Here is a 14,896-nt window from a genome sequence, read left to right as displayed (position 1 = left end):
GACCACTGGTCATCACGATAGGACCACTGGTCATCGCGATAAGACCATTGGTCATCACGATCGCCGGTCATGACGACCGCTGCGCCGGCATCAGTTCCTCGTCCGCCGAGTCTGCCCTGAACTGCCGTGCCACGACGGCCGCGACGAACACCCCGGCCGCGATGAGGAGGGTGAAGAACCCCCACGCCAGGGGCCACGCGTTCGCGAACCCGTCCGGCGGGCCGGGGTGTGCGCTCAGCGAGACGTACATCAGCGCCGCCGGGGGCACGGCAACCAGGAGCAGCGGCCAGCCGAGCGCGTCCCGGTGGCCGAAGTAGGCCGCCAGGAGGAGCAGGGCGGCGCCCAGGAGCAGGACGCCGATGCCCGTCATCGGGGTCGTCTCCGTGTCGGACCCGGGGAGCTGGACGCGGTTGCGCAGGTCCCAGGGGAGGCAGACGAGATACGCCGCGCAGGACAGGGCGGCGCCGAGTACGCGCGTCAGCCAGCGTTCCGGCCAGCGGCGCGTTCGCAGAGGGCTCAACAGCTTCTCGGTCATGCGTACGAGAGTTGCGCGCGTGCGGACGGCTCGACAGAGTACGCGTACTCAGACGGCCCTGGGTTCCACCGTTTCCTAGGGAGTCGCCACGGCCGTGAGCGGCTTGGCGATGTCCTCCAGGGAGCGCCGTTCGGCCCGTACCGCCAGTGCCGCCGCGACCAGCCCCGCCGCGCACATCAGGCCCGCGCCGATCTGGAAGGCGAGGACCGTGTCGCCGACCTTGCCTGTCTTGGTGAGGTCGGCGAACAGGAGCGGTCCGCTGATGCCGCCCGCGGCGGTGCCGATGGCGTAGAAGAAGGCGATGGCGAGGGCTCGGGTCTCCATCGGGAAGATCTCCGAGACCGTCAGGTACGCGCTCGACGCGCCCGCCGAGGCGAAGAACAGCACCACGCACCAGCAGGCCGTCAGGGTCACCGCGCTCAGCGAGCCCTGGTCGAAGAGCCAGGCCGTGCCGAAGAGGAGGATCCCGGACAGCAGGTACGTCGAGGAGATCATCACCCGCCGCCCCACCGTGTCGAAGAGCTTGCCGAGCAGCAGCGGGCCGAGGAAGTTGCCGACCGCGATGACGGCGAAGTAGTAGCCGGTGTCGGACGTGGAGACGTCGTAGAACGTCGTGAGGATCGCGCCGAAGCCGAAGGTGATGGCGTTGTAGAGGAAGGCCTGGCCGACGAAGAGGGAGAGGCCGAGGACGGCGCGCCTGCGGTAGTCGGCGAAGACCGTGCGGGCGATCGTGAGGAAGCCGATGGTCTTGCGCTGTTCGATGGTGATCTCCCCGGCGGGTTCCGGGAGTTCGCGCCCGCCGCGCTCCTCGCGGACGCGTTCCTCCACCGCGGCGACCACCTGCTCGGCCTCCCGCTCCCTGCCGTGGATCAGCAGCCATCGCGGGCTTTCGGGGACGTTGCGGCGGACGAGGAGGATAACCAGGCCGAGCACCACGCCGAGGGCGAACGTCAGTCGCCAGCCCACGTTCTCGGCGAACACGTCCGTGTTCAGCGCGACGATCGACAGGAGCGAGCCGCCGACCGCGCCGACCCAGAAGCTGCCGTTGATGATCAGGTCGACCCGGCCGCGGAAGTGGGCCGGGATCAGCTCGTCGATCGCGGAGTTGATGGCCGCGTACTCGCCGCCGATGCCGAAGCCCGTGAGGAAGCGGAAGGTGAAGAACCACCAGGACTCGAAGGAGACGGCCGTCAGGGCCGTGGCCGCCAGATAGACCACGAGCGTGATCATGAACAGTTTCTTGCGGCCGTAGCGGTCGGTGAGCCGGCCCCAGAAGAGCGCGCCCGTGCAGGCTCCGGCGACATAGAGCGCCGCGGCGAGACCGGTGACCTGTGCGGACGAGATCGGCAGTCCGCTGCCCGGCTCGGAGAGCCGGCCCGCGATGTTGCCGACGACCGTGACCTCCAGGCCGTCCAGGATCCACACCGTGCCGAGCCCGACCACGATCATCCAGTGCCAGCGCGACCACGGGAGGCGGTCGAGCCGGGCGGGGATGGACGTGGTCACCGTTCCGGTCTGCACTTGCATGTCGGCGCTGGACATGGGCTCCCCTCCTCGTCGGGCGAACCGTGTCCGAGTGCCCGCGAGCAGCGCCTTCACGCCATCCGTGTGCGGCAACGCCTCCGTCCCGTGCGTCCCGCGAGCACCGCCGCTACGCCCCCAGCGCCCGCGACACCACGTAGATCAGCAGCCCCGCCAGCGACCCCACCACCGTGCCGTTGATCCGGATGAACTGCAGGTCACGGCCGATGTGGGCCTCGATCTTCTTCGTGGTGTGCTCGGCGTCCCAGCCCGCGACCGTGTCCGTGATGAGGGAGGTGATCTCCTTGCGGTACGTCGTCACGACGTACACGGCCGCGCCCTCCACCCATCCGTCGACCTTGGCCTGGATCTTCGGCTCGACGGCCATCCGGGCGCCCAGCGACAGCAGCGAGGCCCGCACGCGCAACCGCAGCTCGCTGCGCTCGTCCTCGGCGGCCGACACGATCATCGAGCGTACGGCCGTCCAGGCGGAGGCGATCAGGTCCTGGACCTCGCCGCGGCCGAGCACCTCGCCCTTGAGGCGTTCCACGCGCGCGCGGGTGTCGGTGTCGGACTGGAGGTCGGAGGCGAAGTCGGTGAGGAAGCGGTCGAGGGCGCCGCGGGCCGGGTGGGCGGGGGCGTCGCGCATCTCGGTGACGAAGCGGAGCAGTTCCTTGTAGACCCGCTCGCCGACCTTCTTGTCGACGAACTTCGGGGTCCAGCCGGGGGCGCCGCCCTGCACCGCGTCCATCACGGAGTCGCTGTGCAGCACCAGCCAGTCGTGGGCGCGGACGCAGACGAGGTCGACGACCCGCCGGTGACCGCCGTCCCCGACGACCTTCTCCAGCATCTTCCCGATGCCGGGCGCGATCTCCTGGGCGTCGGCGCGGCGCGTGATCGCCTCGCCCACCACCGCCTGGACGTCGGAGTCGCGCAGCACCGTGAGGGCGCCGCGCAGCGCGGTGGCCAGCTCGGCCGTCACCCGGTCGGCGTGCTCGGGTTCGGCGAGCCAGGCGCCCAGCCGGCTGCCGATGCCGACGGCGTGCAACCGCTGCCGTACGACATCGGACGACAGGAAGTTCTCGCCGACGAACTCGCCCAGCGAGACGCCGAGCTGGTCCTTCTTGGTGGGGATGATCGCGGTGTGCGGGATGGGCAGGCCGAGCGGGTGGCGGAAGAGCGCCGTGACCGCGAACCAGTCGGCGAGCGCGCCCACCATGCCGGCCTCCGCGGCCGCCGCGACGTACCCCGCCCAGGCGCCCGCACCCGCGTTGGACGCCCACTTCGCGAGGACGTACACCACGGCCACGAACAGCAGGAGGCCGGTCGCGGTGAGCTTCATACGGCGTACGCCGCGCTGCTTCTCCTCGTCGGCGGGGCTGAAGGACGTCATCGCGCGGCCCACCGGGGCGGGAGCGGCGGCTCCACTGCCGGCAGCCCGGCCGGGCACCGCCGCGTTATCGGCGGCGCCCGGCCGGGCATCATGCCCTACGCCACTCGTTTCATCCGGTTTTGTGCGTTCCATCCACTCCACCCGTTCACGGTCCCCCTACAAACATTGTCCCTTCCTGACCGACTCCTGGAACGGAACAAGAGTTCCCGGCGTCTGTCCGGAGGGGGGAAGTCACTGGGGAACTCCGCGGCCCAATGGGGGGTCCTGTTCAGCTGCCCCCTGCTCCATGACGCATCATGGGGTCATCACATCGGAGCCTCGGGCTCCCATCGCCCGAGGAGACCCGCACCGCATGACCAAGCGTCACGGTTATGCCTTGCTGTCCGCGATCATCGCTGTGATCGTGGTCATTTCCGGCGCCATATACCTCGGCGCCGCAGCCGACGACGGCACCGCACGCAACACTCTCGCCGGCGGCCGCACCTCGCACCCGTCGGCCGCCCCCGCCTCCACCGGCTCCTGGGTCGGCTCCTGGTCGGCCTCCCCCGTCGGAGCCGAACCCGGCACCGAGACGGGCGGCATGGCGGGCCGCTCGGTCCGCAACGTCGTGCACGCGGGCGCCGGAGGTACGGGTGCCCGCATCACGCTGTCCAATCTCTACGGACAGCAGCCGCTGACCATCACCCACGCCTCCCTCGCCGTGGCGGCGGCCGTGAACAACGCGGCGGCAGCGACCGGCACCATGCGCCGCCTCACCTTCGGCGGCAGCCTCTCGGTGATCATCCAGCCCGGACAGCAGGTCCTGAGCGACGCCGTACGCGTGGAGATCCCGCACGACGCGGACGTCCTCGTGACGACGTACTCGCCGATCCCGTCCGGACCGGTCACCTACCACCCGCACGCCCAGCAGATCTCCTACGTCGCCGAGGGCGACCGGACGGAGGACGTGAGCGGCACGCCGTACGCCGAGCAGACCCCGTACTGGCGCTATCTGACCGCTCTCGACGTGCTCAGCAACGAGTCGGCGGGCACCGTCGTCGCCTTCGGCGACTCGCTCACCGACGGCATCACCTCCACCGTCGGCGCCAACAGCCGCTGGACGGACATCCTTTCGGACCGGGTGCGCTCCTCCGCCGGCACCGCCGACGTGCCCCGCTACAGCATCGTCAACCAGGGCATCAGCGGCAACCAGGTCCTCGCCGACGGCCTCGGCCGGCCCGCCGAGAACCAGGCCGGTGTGGCCCGCTTCGGCCGCGACGTCCTCGACCGCACGAACGTCAAGGCCGTCGTCATCGACCTCGGCGTCAACGACATCCTGCGCAACCCGAAGCTCGCCGACCCCGACCGGATCACCGACGGGCTGCGCACCCTGGTCCGGCAGGCGCACGCCCGCGGACTGCGCGTCGTCGGCGCGACCCTGATGCCCTTCCAGGGGCACCGCGGCTACAGCTCCGCCCGCGAGGCCGTACGCCTGCAGGTCAACGCGCAGATCCGCGCGGGCAAGGTGTACGACGCCGTCGTCGACTTCGACAAGGCGCTGCGCGACCCGTACAACCCGCGCCGGCTGCGCGCCGACTACGACTCGGGCGACCACCTCCACCCGAGCGACAAGGGCTACCAGCGGATGGCGGAGGTCTTCGACCTCGAAGACCTGAAGGGCGCGGCACCGGCCGAGCTGTGAACCGCCCCTGACCGAAGGAGCAGGCCACGGCCGGTCTCCCCCGCGCGGTTCAGTGGTCGCCGTCCCAGCCCCGGTCCCGGCGCCGGTCCTCGTGGCGCTCACGGTGCCGTTCACGCCGGTCCTCGTGACGCTCGCGGCGCTCCTCGTGGCGTTGCCTGCGCTCGTCGTGGCGCTCGCGGATCAGCTCGCGGTGCTCCTCAAGGGCCTCGCGGGCGGTGTCGTACAGGTCGTCCAGCACGTCGGGTTGGTCGGAGCGGCCCTCCAGCTCCCTGCGGGACTCCCGGCGCTCCAGCTTCTCCTGGCGGCGCTCCTCCTTCAGGCGCAGGCGCTCGGCACGGGGCAGCTTGCGCTCGACGCCGACGCCGCCCCAGAAGGCGAAGCCCGTGATGATCACGCGGGGGGCGCCCGGGTCGCCGAGCCGGCCCTCCTGGCGGTGGTCGAAGCCGCCCATGATGCCGAGGCCGCGGACGACGACCTCGACGCCGGGCGGCACGATCACGTTCGCGCCGCCCATGATCGCGACGCAGTTGATGACGACCTCGCGGTCCGCGAAGTTCGCGTCGCGCAGGTCGATCTCGCCACCGCCCCAGAACGTGAAGGAGGTGAAGCGCTTGGGCACCGTCCACTGCCCCTTGCGCTGGAACCCGCCCATGATCGCGACACCCCACGAGGACGAGCCCTCGCCGCCGACGATCCGACCGGCCCAACTCCCGCTCTGTGCGGGCTGCTTGACCATCGACACCGGTGTGACGGCCACCGCACCCGGCAGGTCACGGGTGATCGGCGCCAGCTCTCCGTACGTACGCGCCTTGTACGTCGCCTCCAGCCGTTCCTCGAACTCCTCCATGTCGAGGCGGCCTTCGGCTACGGCGTCCCGCAGCTGCTCGGCGACTCGTTCACGATCGGCGTCGGAAGCCCGGAGCTCAGGGGTCGAGTGACCCGGGGGCGTCTCCGGTGAAGGCACGGCATCGGTCATGACAGCCACACTACGAGTTCCCCGCGCGGCGGGCTATGAGACCGCTTTCCCCACCGGGGGATTTTCCGCCGGGGGTTGAGGGGTCCCGGCCAGGGAATCAGGGGTGCCGTCCAGGGAGTCCGGGGCGCCGCCCATGGAACCGGGGGCGCTGCCCATGGAGGACAGCATCTTCGCGATGACCGCCTCGATGTCCGGCTCCCGCACCGACAGGTCCACCATCGGATACTCCCGCGCGATCCGCGCCACGAGCGGAGCCGCCGACGCCGACGCCGGGAACGCCAGCCACTGCCGCGGCCCCTCCACCTTCACCACCCGCGCCGACTCCACCTCGATGGGCGGCAGTTCGCGCTCCAGATCGACCACCAGGGTGCGCTCGCTCTCCCCCACCTCGTGCAGCCCGGCCAGCGCTCCGTCGTACATCAGCCGCCCGTGGTCGATGACCATCACACGTCGGCACAGCTGCTCGATGTCCTGGAGGTCATGCGTCGTCAGCAGGACCGTCGTGCCGCGATCGGTGTTCAACTCCCGCAGGAACTGCCGCACCTTGGCCTTGCTGACCACGTCGAGGCCGATGGTCGGCTCGTCGAGGTAGAGCACCTCCGGGTCGTGCAACAGGGCCGCCGCGATATCGCCGCGCATCCGCTGGCCGAGCGAGAGCTGACGGACGGGGACGTCCAACAGCTCGCCCAGTTCGAGGAGTTCGACGCACCGGTCGAGGTTCTCGCGGTACCGGGCGTCCGGGATCCGGTACATGCGGTGCATCAGCGCGTACGAGTCGATCAGCGGAAGGTCCCACCACAGGGTCGTCCGCTGCCCGAACACGACACCGATGCGCCGCGCGAGCCGGGTCCGCTCCCGGGACGGGTCGATCCCGGCGACGCGCAACCGGCCGCCGCTCGGGGTCAGGATCCCGGTGAGCATCTTGATGGTGGTCGACTTCCCGGCACCGTTCGGGCCGATGTAGCCGACCATCTCGCCGCGCGCCACGGTGAACGACAGCGAGTCCACCGCCCGCACCTGCCGCCGCTCCCGCTTCAGGAAGCCGGTCTTCCTGCGCACGTCGAAGACCTTCTCGACGCGCTCCAACTCGATGAACGCCTGCTCTGTCACGCTCAACTCCCCGTACTCCGATACGACCCGAGCCCCGCCCGCCACGCCAGACCGGCCAGCGCACAGCACCCCACGGCCACCAGCGGCGGCGCGAAGGCCGCCCACTCCGGCAGCGCCAGCGGGTACGGCCGCCCCAGCACATAGGAGGCCGGCACCCAGTTGACGAAGGCGAGCGGCAGCATGAACGTCACCCCGCGCACCAGGTCTTTGCCGAAGACACTCGGCGGATACTGCAACAGCGTGGTGCCGCCGTACGTGAACGCGTTCTGCACCTCCGCCGCGTCCTGCGCGAAGATCTGGAAGGCCGCGCCCGCCACGAACACCGCGCAGAAGATCGCCGCCCCGCTGAACACCATCACCGGCATCAGCAGCACCTTCGCCGCACTCCACTCCACATCGACCGACACCAGCGCCCAGGCCAGCACCGCCGCCCCCTGCACGATCCGTCCCACCCGGCGCACCGCGAAACGGTCCGCGCCGATCTGGGCGAGCACCGGCGCGGGCCGCACCAGCAGCGTGTCGAACGAGCCGTCGCGGATCCGGGCGCCCAGGACGTCCATCGAGCCGAGCACCAGGTCGGCGATCCCGAAGGCCGTCACCGACAGGCCGTACAGGAAGGCGATCTCGGGCAGCGTCCAGCCGCCGAGCGAGTCGACCTGCGAGAACATCAGCAGGATCCCGACGAAGTCCATGGCGGTCATCAGCAGATTGCCGAACATCGTGACGACGAAGGACGCGCGGTAGGTCATGGACGAGCGGATCCACATCGCGGCGATCAGCCGATAGGCCCGCAGCCCCTCACGCGCCCTGGACCTCGCACCGACGATCTCGCCAGACCGCATACCGACGACCTCTCCGGGCCTCTCACCGGCCATCTCGCCGCACCCCGCACCGGCCATCTCACGCAACCTCTCGCCGAGGGGCTCAGCCACCCTGCACCACCACCCGCCGCGTCGCCGCCGACTGCAGCAGCCGCCCGGCCGCCAGCAGCACCACCGCCCACACCGCCTGCAGGGCGAACGCCCCCAGCGGATCGGTCTCCCCCATCAGCACATCCGCCGGCAGCTGGAGCTGCGCCGCCCACGGCAGCGCCCGGACGACGTCGCCGAACGCCCCCGGAAAGGCGTTGAGCGGAAGCACGATGCCCGAGCAGAAGACGCCCGTGATCATCAGGGCCTGCGAGACACCCATGCCGTCCAGCAGCCAGAACACGCTCAGGGCCGCCAGATACCGGATCCCGAAACTGACCACCATCGCCAGCAGGAGCGCGACCAGGAACGCCAGCCAGGTGGTGACGTCCCCGGGCAGCGCCATCGGGAAGAACAGCGCACCGAACGCGAACGGGATCACGCCCCGCCCCAGCATCTGGAACAGCGACCGCCCCAAGTCGCTCGCCAGCCACCAGAGTTGGAGATCGGCCGGCCGGTACAGGTCGACGGCGATCTCACCCGTGCGAATGCGGGCCATCAGATCCTTCTCCGCGCCGCCGCCCTGAATGGCCAGCGTCGAGTACAGCGCCTGCCCCAGCCACACATAGGTGAGCGCCTGCGCCTGGTCGTAGCCGCCGAGATGCGGCTTCTCGTCCCACAGCGCGATGTACGTGTACGCCAGGATCATCCCGAAGACGGTGTTCGTGAACACCCCGGCCGCCGTGGCCGCCCGATAGGTGGCGTACCGGCGGAAGCCTCCCGCCGCGACGGCCGCATACAACCGTCCAGTGCCCACGGAGGAGCCCCTTCCGTTGATTTCGGCCCAAGCGCACGAGCCTAGTTCCGGGCCTGCGGCGGCTGCCACGCATTTTTCGGGGCGGGCGCGTGCCGAGGTCCGGGAACGGAACGCTTGGTGCGACAGTCTTCAAGAGGGGGCGCAGAACGCGTACGTGGGCGTTTTGGACCGCAAGACGCAAAACAGGAGTCCGGCAAACAGATGAGCGACGAGTCGCAGCCGCAGCAACCGACCCAGGGCTGGGCGCCCAGGGAGCCCGAGACGGCTCCCCCGCCCGCGCCGGCCCAGGGCACGGCGGGCAAGAAGCCCAAGCGCCCGAAGCGCACCGGCTGGCGCCGGCTCATCCCGACCTGGCGCATGGTGCTCGGCACGTTCATCACCGTGATCCTGCTGCTCGTCGGCCTCTTCGCGCTCGGCTACTACCTGGTGAACATCCCGCCCGCCAACGCCGCAGCGACCAAGCAGAGCAACGTCTACCTGTACGCGGACGGCAGCCAGCTCGCCCGCGACGGCGAGGTCAACCGCGAGAACGTGTCACTCGCGCAGATCTCCAAGGAGGCCCAGCACGCGACGCTCGCCGCCGAGGACCGCGACTTCTACACCGAGTCGGCGATCGACCCCAAGGCCATGCTCCGCGCCGGCTGGAACACGGTCACCGGCAAGGGCAAGCAGTCCGGCTCCACGATCACCCAGCAGTACGTGAAGAACTACTACCTGGGCCAGGAGCAGACCGCGACACGGAAGGTGAAGGAGTTCTTCATCTCCATCAAGCTCGACCGGCAGAAGAGCAAGAACGACATCCTCGAGGGCTACCTCAACACCAGCTACTACGGCCGCAACGCGTACGGCATCCAGGCCGCCGCGCAGGCGTACTACGGCGTCGACGCCCAGGACCTGTCGGTCGGCCAGGGCGCCTACCTCGCCGCGCTGCTCAACGCGCCCAGCGAGTACGACGTGATCGCGCACCCCGAGAACAAGTCCGCGGCCCTCGCCCGCTGGAACTACGTCCTCGACGGCATGGTCAAGAAGAAGTGGCTGAGCGAGGCCGACCGGGCGAACGTCAAGTTCCCCATGCCCAAGGAGGCCAAGGGCTCGGCGGGCATGTCCGGGCAGCGCGGCTACCTCGTGAAGGCCGTCAACGACTACCTCTTCGAGAACAAGATCATCGACGAGGACACGCTCAGCGCCGGCGGCTACCGCATCACCACCACGCTCCAGAAGTCCAAGCAGGACGCCTTCGTCGAGGCCGTCAACGACCAGGTGATGGACAAGCTCGACAAGAAGAACAACAAGGTCGACAAGTACGTCCGCGCCGGCGGCGTCTCCATCGACCCGAAGACCGGCAAGGTCCTCGCGATGTACGGCGGCATCGACTACACCAAGCAGTACGTCAACAACGCCACCCGCCGCGACTACCAGGTCGGCTCCACCTTCAAGCCCTTCGTGTTCACCTCCGCCGTACAGAACGGGTCCGAGACCCAGGACGGCCGCACCATCACCCCGAACACGATCTACGACGGCTCCAACGAACGCCCCGTGCAGGGCTGGAGCGGCGGCTCGTACGCACCCGAGAACGAGGACGGCGTCTCGTACGGCAACATCACCGTGCGCACCGCCACCGACAAGTCCGTGAACTCCGTGTACGCCCAGATGGCCGTCGACGTCGACCCCGACAAGGTCAAGGACACCGCGCAGGACCTCGGCATCCCCTCCGACACCCCCGACCTCACCGCCTCCCCCTCCATCGCGCTCGGCCCGGCCACCGCCAGCGTCCTCGACATGACGGAGGCGTACGCCACGCTCGCCAACCACGGCAAGCACGGCACGTACACGATCGTCGACAAGATCACCAAGGAGGGCGCGGCGGACGTCAGCCTGCCCAAGCAGGACACCGAGCAGGCCGTCAGCCGGGAGGCCGCCGACACCACCACGTCGGTCCTGCAGAGCGTCGTCGACACCGGCACCGCCACTGCCGCCCAGGCCGCCGACCGCCCCGCCGCCGGCAAGACCGGCACCGCCGAGGAGGACCAGGCCGCATGGTTCGCGGGCTACACGCCCGACCTCGCCACGGTCGTCGCCGTCATGGGCCAGGACCCCGAGACCGGCGCGCACAAGTCGCTGTACAACGCGATGGGCCTGCCGCGCATCAACGGCGGTGGCGCGCCCGCCCAGATCTGGGCGCAGTTCACCAAGACCGCCCTCAGGAACAAGCCGGCCACCGACTTCGACCTCGAACTCCAGGCGGGCGCGGACGAGCCGGAGTACCCGCCGACCGAGCCGACCGCCCCGGGCACCGGCGGCCAGGACAACGGCGGCACCACCACCGGCGGAACCCCCACGACCGGCGGCACCACGACCGGCGGAACCCCCACGACGGGCGGCACGACCACCGACGGCGGCACGACGACCACGGGCGGCACCACCACCGACGGGGGCACGACCGGCGGCACGACCACGACGGGCGGCACCACGACCGACGGCGGCACCACGGACACCGGCGGCACGACCACCGACGGCGGCACGACCGACACGGGCGGCGCGACGGACACCGGCGGCGGCACCAGCACGGGGACGAACGGCACCACGGGCACGACAGGCACGACGACCGGCGGCCCCCTGCGCCCGCTCTCAAGACGCGACTGACCCGCCGAACACGGCGAAACACGGCGAAGGGGCTGGTGACGACGTCACCAGCCCCTTCGAAGCCGCTACGACTTCGCTACCGACCCCGCTACAGATACAGCCCGGTGGAATCCTCGGACCCCTCGAAACGGTCCGCGGCCACCGCATGCAGATCCCGCTCGCGCATCAGCACGTACGCGGTACCGCGCACCTCGACCTCCGCGCGGTCCTCGGGGTCGTACAGCACGCGGTCACCCGGCTCGACCGTCCGCACGTTCTGCCCGACCGCGACGACCTCGGCCCAGGCCAGACGCCGGCCGACGGCCGCCGTAGCGGGGATCAGGATGCCGCCGCCGGAACGCCGCTCGCCCTCGGCGGCGTCCTGCCGCACCAGCACACGGTCGTGCAGCATGCGGATGGGCAACTTGTCGTGCTGGGTGGTCTTCTCGCTCACGCCCCGAACCTACCTGCTCCAACCGGTTTCGTACGCGGGCGGGTCAGCCCTTGCGCCGCCGCGAACCCACGGCGAACAGTCCCACCAGCCCGACCACTACAAGCGCCACGGGCACGATCCGCTCCAGCCGCGGCGCGCCCTCCTCGGTGACGAGCTGGCCCTTCACATCGCTGACCATCCGGTTGACCCCGACGTAGGCCCGCCCGAGAGTGTGGTCGATGTTGGAGACGACCTTCGCCTTCGCGTCACCGACGATCGTCTTCGGGTGCACCCGCACGCCGATCTCGTCGAGCGTCTCGGCAAGCACCTCACGGCGGCGCTTGATGTCCGCCTCGATCTCCGCCGGAGTCCTGATATCCGACGCTCTCGACGTATCCGACACCGCGCAGCCTCCGTGGTCGTGTCCTGTGTTTCCGATCTGTGCCCTCGACAGTCTGTCAGCTCGGGCCGCGACGCACCGCTCGGCACCCCCACTACGCTCGTTCCGTAACCAAGCCCACCACCCGGCCACGTGAGGTACCGATGAGCGAGCGACTCCAGCCCGGCGACACCGCCCCCGCCTTCACCCTGCCCGACGCCGACGGCAACGAGGTCTCCCTCGCCGACCACAAGGGCCGCAAGGTCATCGTCTACTTCTACCCCGCCGCCCTCACCCCCGGCTGCACGAAGCAGGCCTGCGACTTCACGGACAACCTGGAGCTGCTGGCCGGCGCGGGCTACGACGTCATCGGCATCTCCCCCGACAAGCCGGAGAAGCTCGCCAAGTTCCGCGACAAGGAGTCCCTCAGGATCACCTTGCTCGCCGACCCCGAGAAGACCGTCACCGAGGCCTACGCGGCCTACGGCGAGAAGAAGAACTACGGCAAGACGTACATGGGCGTCATCCGCTCCACGGTGATCGTGGACGAGGAGGGCAAGGTCGAACGCGCCCTGTACAACGTGCGGGCGACGGGCCACGTGGCGAAGATCATCAAGGACCTGGGCATCTGACCCCGGGGCTCAGAACGAGATCCACACATCGGGAGGCAGGTCCGGTCGCCCCGGCACCGGCCTGCGCTCCTCGACCCAGCCACCACCCCCGGCGACCTCATCGGCAACGCGCCGCCAGAACCGCACCGCACCTTCGTTGGCGTCCTGAAACGCGATCTCCCACGGCCCGGGGTGCCGGGCGACGACGTCCCGCACGGCACGCAATCCGATCCCCGCGCGCCGGGCCCCACGCACCACGAAGAAGCTGTTCAACACCCGCCCGGCCCCCGTGACCCCCCGCACAAAGGCAAACCCCACGGGCCGCCCCCCACTCGTGAACAGATACGGCACCCAGTCCGCCCCACCCGCGAACGCCGCCTCCAGCCGCTCACTGCGGAACGTCCCGTCCGGGTTGGGCAGTTGCCCCCCGGCCGCGAACTCGGACAGATCATGGCGGAACAGCAGCCAGAGCCGTTCCACGGTCGGACGATCATCGGGAGTCGCGCGACGTACGACCACGTCGCCGGGTTCTGTGTTCCGCTGCGCGGAATGCTGAGTAGACATGAAAAAAGCCTCCCGCCCGGACAAGGGTCCGGGGCCGGAAGGCTGGGCGTGCGAGGTACATGATATCAACCGCCCTGCCCACAGAGCAGCCGCTTTCCCCTTCCACATTTGCACTTCGGGCGTGACTGTCCGATAAGCGGTTCGTTACTCCGTACGAGGTCACGAACGTGTGGCCGGGGACGGAGGGGCAAGCAAGTATGCAGACCACACCCGACCCGGGGACGACGCCTGTGGATCCGTACAGCAAGGAACGGCTCAGGCCAGTGGTCACCGAGGTCCGTAACTGGACAGATCTGATGCGACGGCTCGACCTCAGAACAAGCGGGGGACAGCGACGTGTGCTCCAGGAAAAGGTCGCCGCTCACGGGCTGGACACGAGTCACTTCGTCAAGCGGAGCCCTTGGCGCAAGTATCCGGACGCCGCCATTGCTGAAGCCGCCGCCTCATCGTCCTCCCTGCGCGAGTTGGCGCTGAAACTGGGCGCTACCCCGGCCACGGGAACGCTCTCTCACATCCGACGCCGTATCACCGCAGCGGGCATCGACATCAACCACTTTCCTGGCATGGACCGCCCCGACCTCAATCTGCCGTTCACCGCAGAGGAATTACGGAAGGCCGCGGCCGAAGCCACAAGTGTGCGCGGCGTGGCTCGCACATTGGGGGTGCCGGATGACAGTCGCTCGCGTGCGACGCTCAACCGCATGTTGCACGCGCAGCACATCGATATCGGACACTTTTCTCATCGACGTGTACCGATTTCCGAGGACAGACTGCGCAGCCTCGTACCAAGCTCCACGAGTTACGCGGATGTGATGCGCGGTCTCGGCATGGAAGTGAACGACACCAATCACAGACGCGTCCGGCGTGCCGCATCCCGCCTCGGTCTCGATACCAGCCACTTCAAGCGCCGAGCCTGGGGACAGCCGGAGCGCCCATCGTCGCCCCCGACGGCACACCGGGTACTGGTCGTCATGCCGGACCACACCGGCCGGACCAACAGGACCCAGCTCCACCGAGCCCTTACCGAAATCGGAGTGCCATACAGGTGCGATACGTGCGGCAATCGAGGCGAGTGGTTGGGCCGCCTGCTCACCTTGCAGATCGACCATGTCAACGGGAACTGGCACGACAACCGTCGGGAGAACTTGCGGTACCTATGCCCCAACTGTCATGCGCTGACGGAGACGTGGTGCCGTCAGAAGGGAGTGCATCTCTCGCCGGGTAGTCCGCCCTACCCGGTACGATGGCAGACAGCTAGCGGCGGTGGTGCAGAGGTGACACGGCAGACTTAGGATCTGTGGCCCTTGATCGGGCTTGAGGGTTCGAATCCCTTCCGCCGCACAATC

General features: G+C 69.4%; 14 protein-coding genes and 1 tRNA gene. 5 read left to right on the top strand and 10 right to left on the bottom strand.

All coding sequences use genetic code 11. From position 1 onward, the window contains the following. Positions 1-67 precede the first annotated feature (67 nt). From ABZS97_RS20100 to ABZS97_RS20090, 3 genes are all read right to left on the bottom strand, one after another. On the bottom strand, positions 68-535 hold the full coding sequence (locus tag ABZS97_RS20100; protein WP_356139623.1) for a hypothetical protein: 468 nt from the start codon (positions 533-535) through the stop codon (positions 68-70). A 75-nt stretch (positions 536-610) separates the two neighbouring features. After that, positions 611-2,077 carry an MFS transporter gene (locus tag ABZS97_RS20095; RefSeq protein ID WP_356139622.1) on the bottom strand — a complete coding sequence of 489 codons (1,467 nt, stop codon included), beginning with the start codon at positions 2,075-2,077 and terminating at the stop codon, positions 611-613. 109 nt (positions 2,078-2,186) lie between these two features. Beyond that, positions 2,187-3,581 (bottom strand): DUF445 domain-containing protein, encoded by a 1,395-nt coding sequence (locus ABZS97_RS20090; RefSeq protein WP_356139621.1) that lies wholly within the window; start codon positions 3,579-3,581, stop codon positions 2,187-2,189. Between the two features lie 220 nt (positions 3,582-3,801). On the opposite strand from ABZS97_RS20090, the gene ABZS97_RS20085 reads away from it, so the two are divergent. Next, positions 3,802-5,130: an SGNH/GDSL hydrolase family protein gene (locus tag ABZS97_RS20085; protein ID WP_356139620.1), complete on the top strand. Its 1,329-nt coding sequence runs from the start codon at positions 3,802-3,804 to the stop codon at positions 5,128-5,130. 49 nt (positions 5,131-5,179) lie between these two features. Here the strand turns inward: ABZS97_RS20085 and ABZS97_RS20080 are convergent, their stop codons facing one another. The 4 genes from ABZS97_RS20080 to ABZS97_RS20065 form a co-directional block, all read right to left on the bottom strand. After that, a complete protein-coding gene (locus ABZS97_RS20080; protein WP_356139619.1) occupies positions 5,180-6,106 on the bottom strand; it encodes a DUF1707 domain-containing protein in 927 nt (308 codons plus the stop codon). Between the two features lie 33 nt (positions 6,107-6,139). Further along, entirely contained in the window at positions 6,140-7,216 is a 1,077-nt protein-coding gene (locus tag ABZS97_RS20075; RefSeq protein ID WP_356139618.1) for an ATP-binding cassette domain-containing protein, read from the bottom strand. Between the two features lie 2 nt (positions 7,217-7,218). Continuing rightward, positions 7,219-8,058, bottom strand: coding sequence for an ABC transporter permease (locus ABZS97_RS20070; RefSeq protein WP_356139643.1), 840 nt, complete (start codon positions 8,056-8,058; stop codon positions 7,219-7,221). Between the two features lie 82 nt (positions 8,059-8,140). After that, on the bottom strand, positions 8,141-8,941 hold the full coding sequence (locus ABZS97_RS20065; RefSeq protein WP_356139617.1) for an ABC-2 family transporter protein: 801 nt from the start codon (positions 8,939-8,941) through the stop codon (positions 8,141-8,143). A 201-nt stretch (positions 8,942-9,142) separates the two neighbouring features. On the opposite strand from ABZS97_RS20065, the gene ABZS97_RS20060 reads away from it, so the two are divergent. Next, positions 9,143-11,584 (top strand): transglycosylase domain-containing protein, encoded by a 2,442-nt coding sequence (locus ABZS97_RS20060; RefSeq protein WP_356139616.1) that lies wholly within the window; start codon positions 9,143-9,145, stop codon positions 11,582-11,584. An 88-nt stretch (positions 11,585-11,672) separates the two neighbouring features. On the opposite strand, the gene ABZS97_RS20055 is transcribed toward ABZS97_RS20060, so the two are convergent. Continuing rightward, positions 11,673-12,017, bottom strand: coding sequence for a co-chaperone GroES (locus tag ABZS97_RS20055; protein ID WP_356139615.1), 345 nt, complete (start codon positions 12,015-12,017; stop codon positions 11,673-11,675). A gap of 43 nt (positions 12,018-12,060) precedes the next feature. Then, on the bottom strand, positions 12,061-12,399 hold the full coding sequence (locus ABZS97_RS20050) for a DUF3618 domain-containing protein (RefSeq protein ID WP_356139614.1): 339 nt from the start codon (positions 12,397-12,399) through the stop codon (positions 12,061-12,063). Between the two features lie 140 nt (positions 12,400-12,539). Here ABZS97_RS20050 and bcp point away from each other — a divergent pair, with 140 nt between their 5' ends. Then, entirely contained in the window at positions 12,540-13,007 is a 468-nt protein-coding gene (gene bcp, locus ABZS97_RS20045) for a thioredoxin-dependent thiol peroxidase (RefSeq protein ID WP_356139613.1), read from the top strand. A 9-nt stretch (positions 13,008-13,016) separates the two neighbouring features. Here the strand turns inward: bcp and ABZS97_RS20040 are convergent, their stop codons facing one another. Then, on the bottom strand, positions 13,017-13,550 hold the full coding sequence (locus tag ABZS97_RS20040) for a GNAT family N-acetyltransferase (protein WP_356139612.1): 534 nt from the start codon (positions 13,548-13,550) through the stop codon (positions 13,017-13,019). A 230-nt stretch (positions 13,551-13,780) separates the two neighbouring features. Between ABZS97_RS20040 and ABZS97_RS20035 the strand changes: the two genes are divergently transcribed. Then, positions 13,781-14,842 (top strand): HNH endonuclease, encoded by a 1,062-nt coding sequence (locus ABZS97_RS20035; protein ID WP_356139611.1) that lies wholly within the window; start codon positions 13,781-13,783, stop codon positions 14,840-14,842. Then, positions 14,808-14,891, top strand: a tRNA-Leu gene (locus tag ABZS97_RS20030). Before ABZS97_RS20035 ends, ABZS97_RS20030 begins: the two co-directional genes overlap by 35 nt. Positions 14,892-14,896 lie beyond the last annotated feature (5 nt).

Source organism: Streptomyces sp. NPDC005485 (genome assembly GCF_040606085.1).
In the GTDB taxonomy this organism is placed as follows: Bacteria; Actinomycetota; Actinomycetes; order Streptomycetales; family Streptomycetaceae; genus Streptomyces.
The sequence above is the reverse complement of the archived record's forward strand: the minus strand, read 5'-3'. Positions and strand labels throughout refer to the sequence as shown.

Excerpts from the sequence above, each read along its gene's own strand:
- ABZS97_RS20070 (WP_356139643.1), bottom strand. The coding sequence starts at position 8,058 with ATGCGGTCTGGCGAGATCGTCGGTGCGAGGTCCAGGGCGCGTGAGGGG.
- ABZS97_RS20090 (WP_356139621.1), bottom strand. The coding sequence starts at position 3,581 with ATGGAACGCACAAAACCGGATGAAACGAGTGGCGTAGGGCATGATGCC.
- ABZS97_RS20060 (WP_356139616.1), top strand. The coding sequence starts at position 9,143 with ATGAGCGACGAGTCGCAGCCGCAGCAACCGACCCAGGGCTGGGCGCCC.
- ABZS97_RS20040 (WP_356139612.1), bottom strand. The coding sequence starts at position 13,550 with ATGTCTACTCAGCATTCCGCGCAGCGGAACACAGAACCCGGCGACGTG.
- ABZS97_RS20100 (WP_356139623.1), bottom strand. The coding sequence starts at position 535 with ATGACCGAGAAGCTGTTGAGCCCTCTGCGAACGCGCCGCTGGCCGGAA.
- bcp (WP_356139613.1), top strand. The coding sequence starts at position 12,540 with ATGAGCGAGCGACTCCAGCCCGGCGACACCGCCCCCGCCTTCACCCTG.
- ABZS97_RS20080 (WP_356139619.1), bottom strand. The coding sequence starts at position 6,106 with ATGACCGATGCCGTGCCTTCACCGGAGACGCCCCCGGGTCACTCGACC.
- ABZS97_RS20095 (WP_356139622.1), bottom strand. The coding sequence starts at position 2,077 with ATGTCCAGCGCCGACATGCAAGTGCAGACCGGAACGGTGACCACGTCC.
- ABZS97_RS20085 (WP_356139620.1), top strand. The coding sequence starts at position 3,802 with ATGACCAAGCGTCACGGTTATGCCTTGCTGTCCGCGATCATCGCTGTG.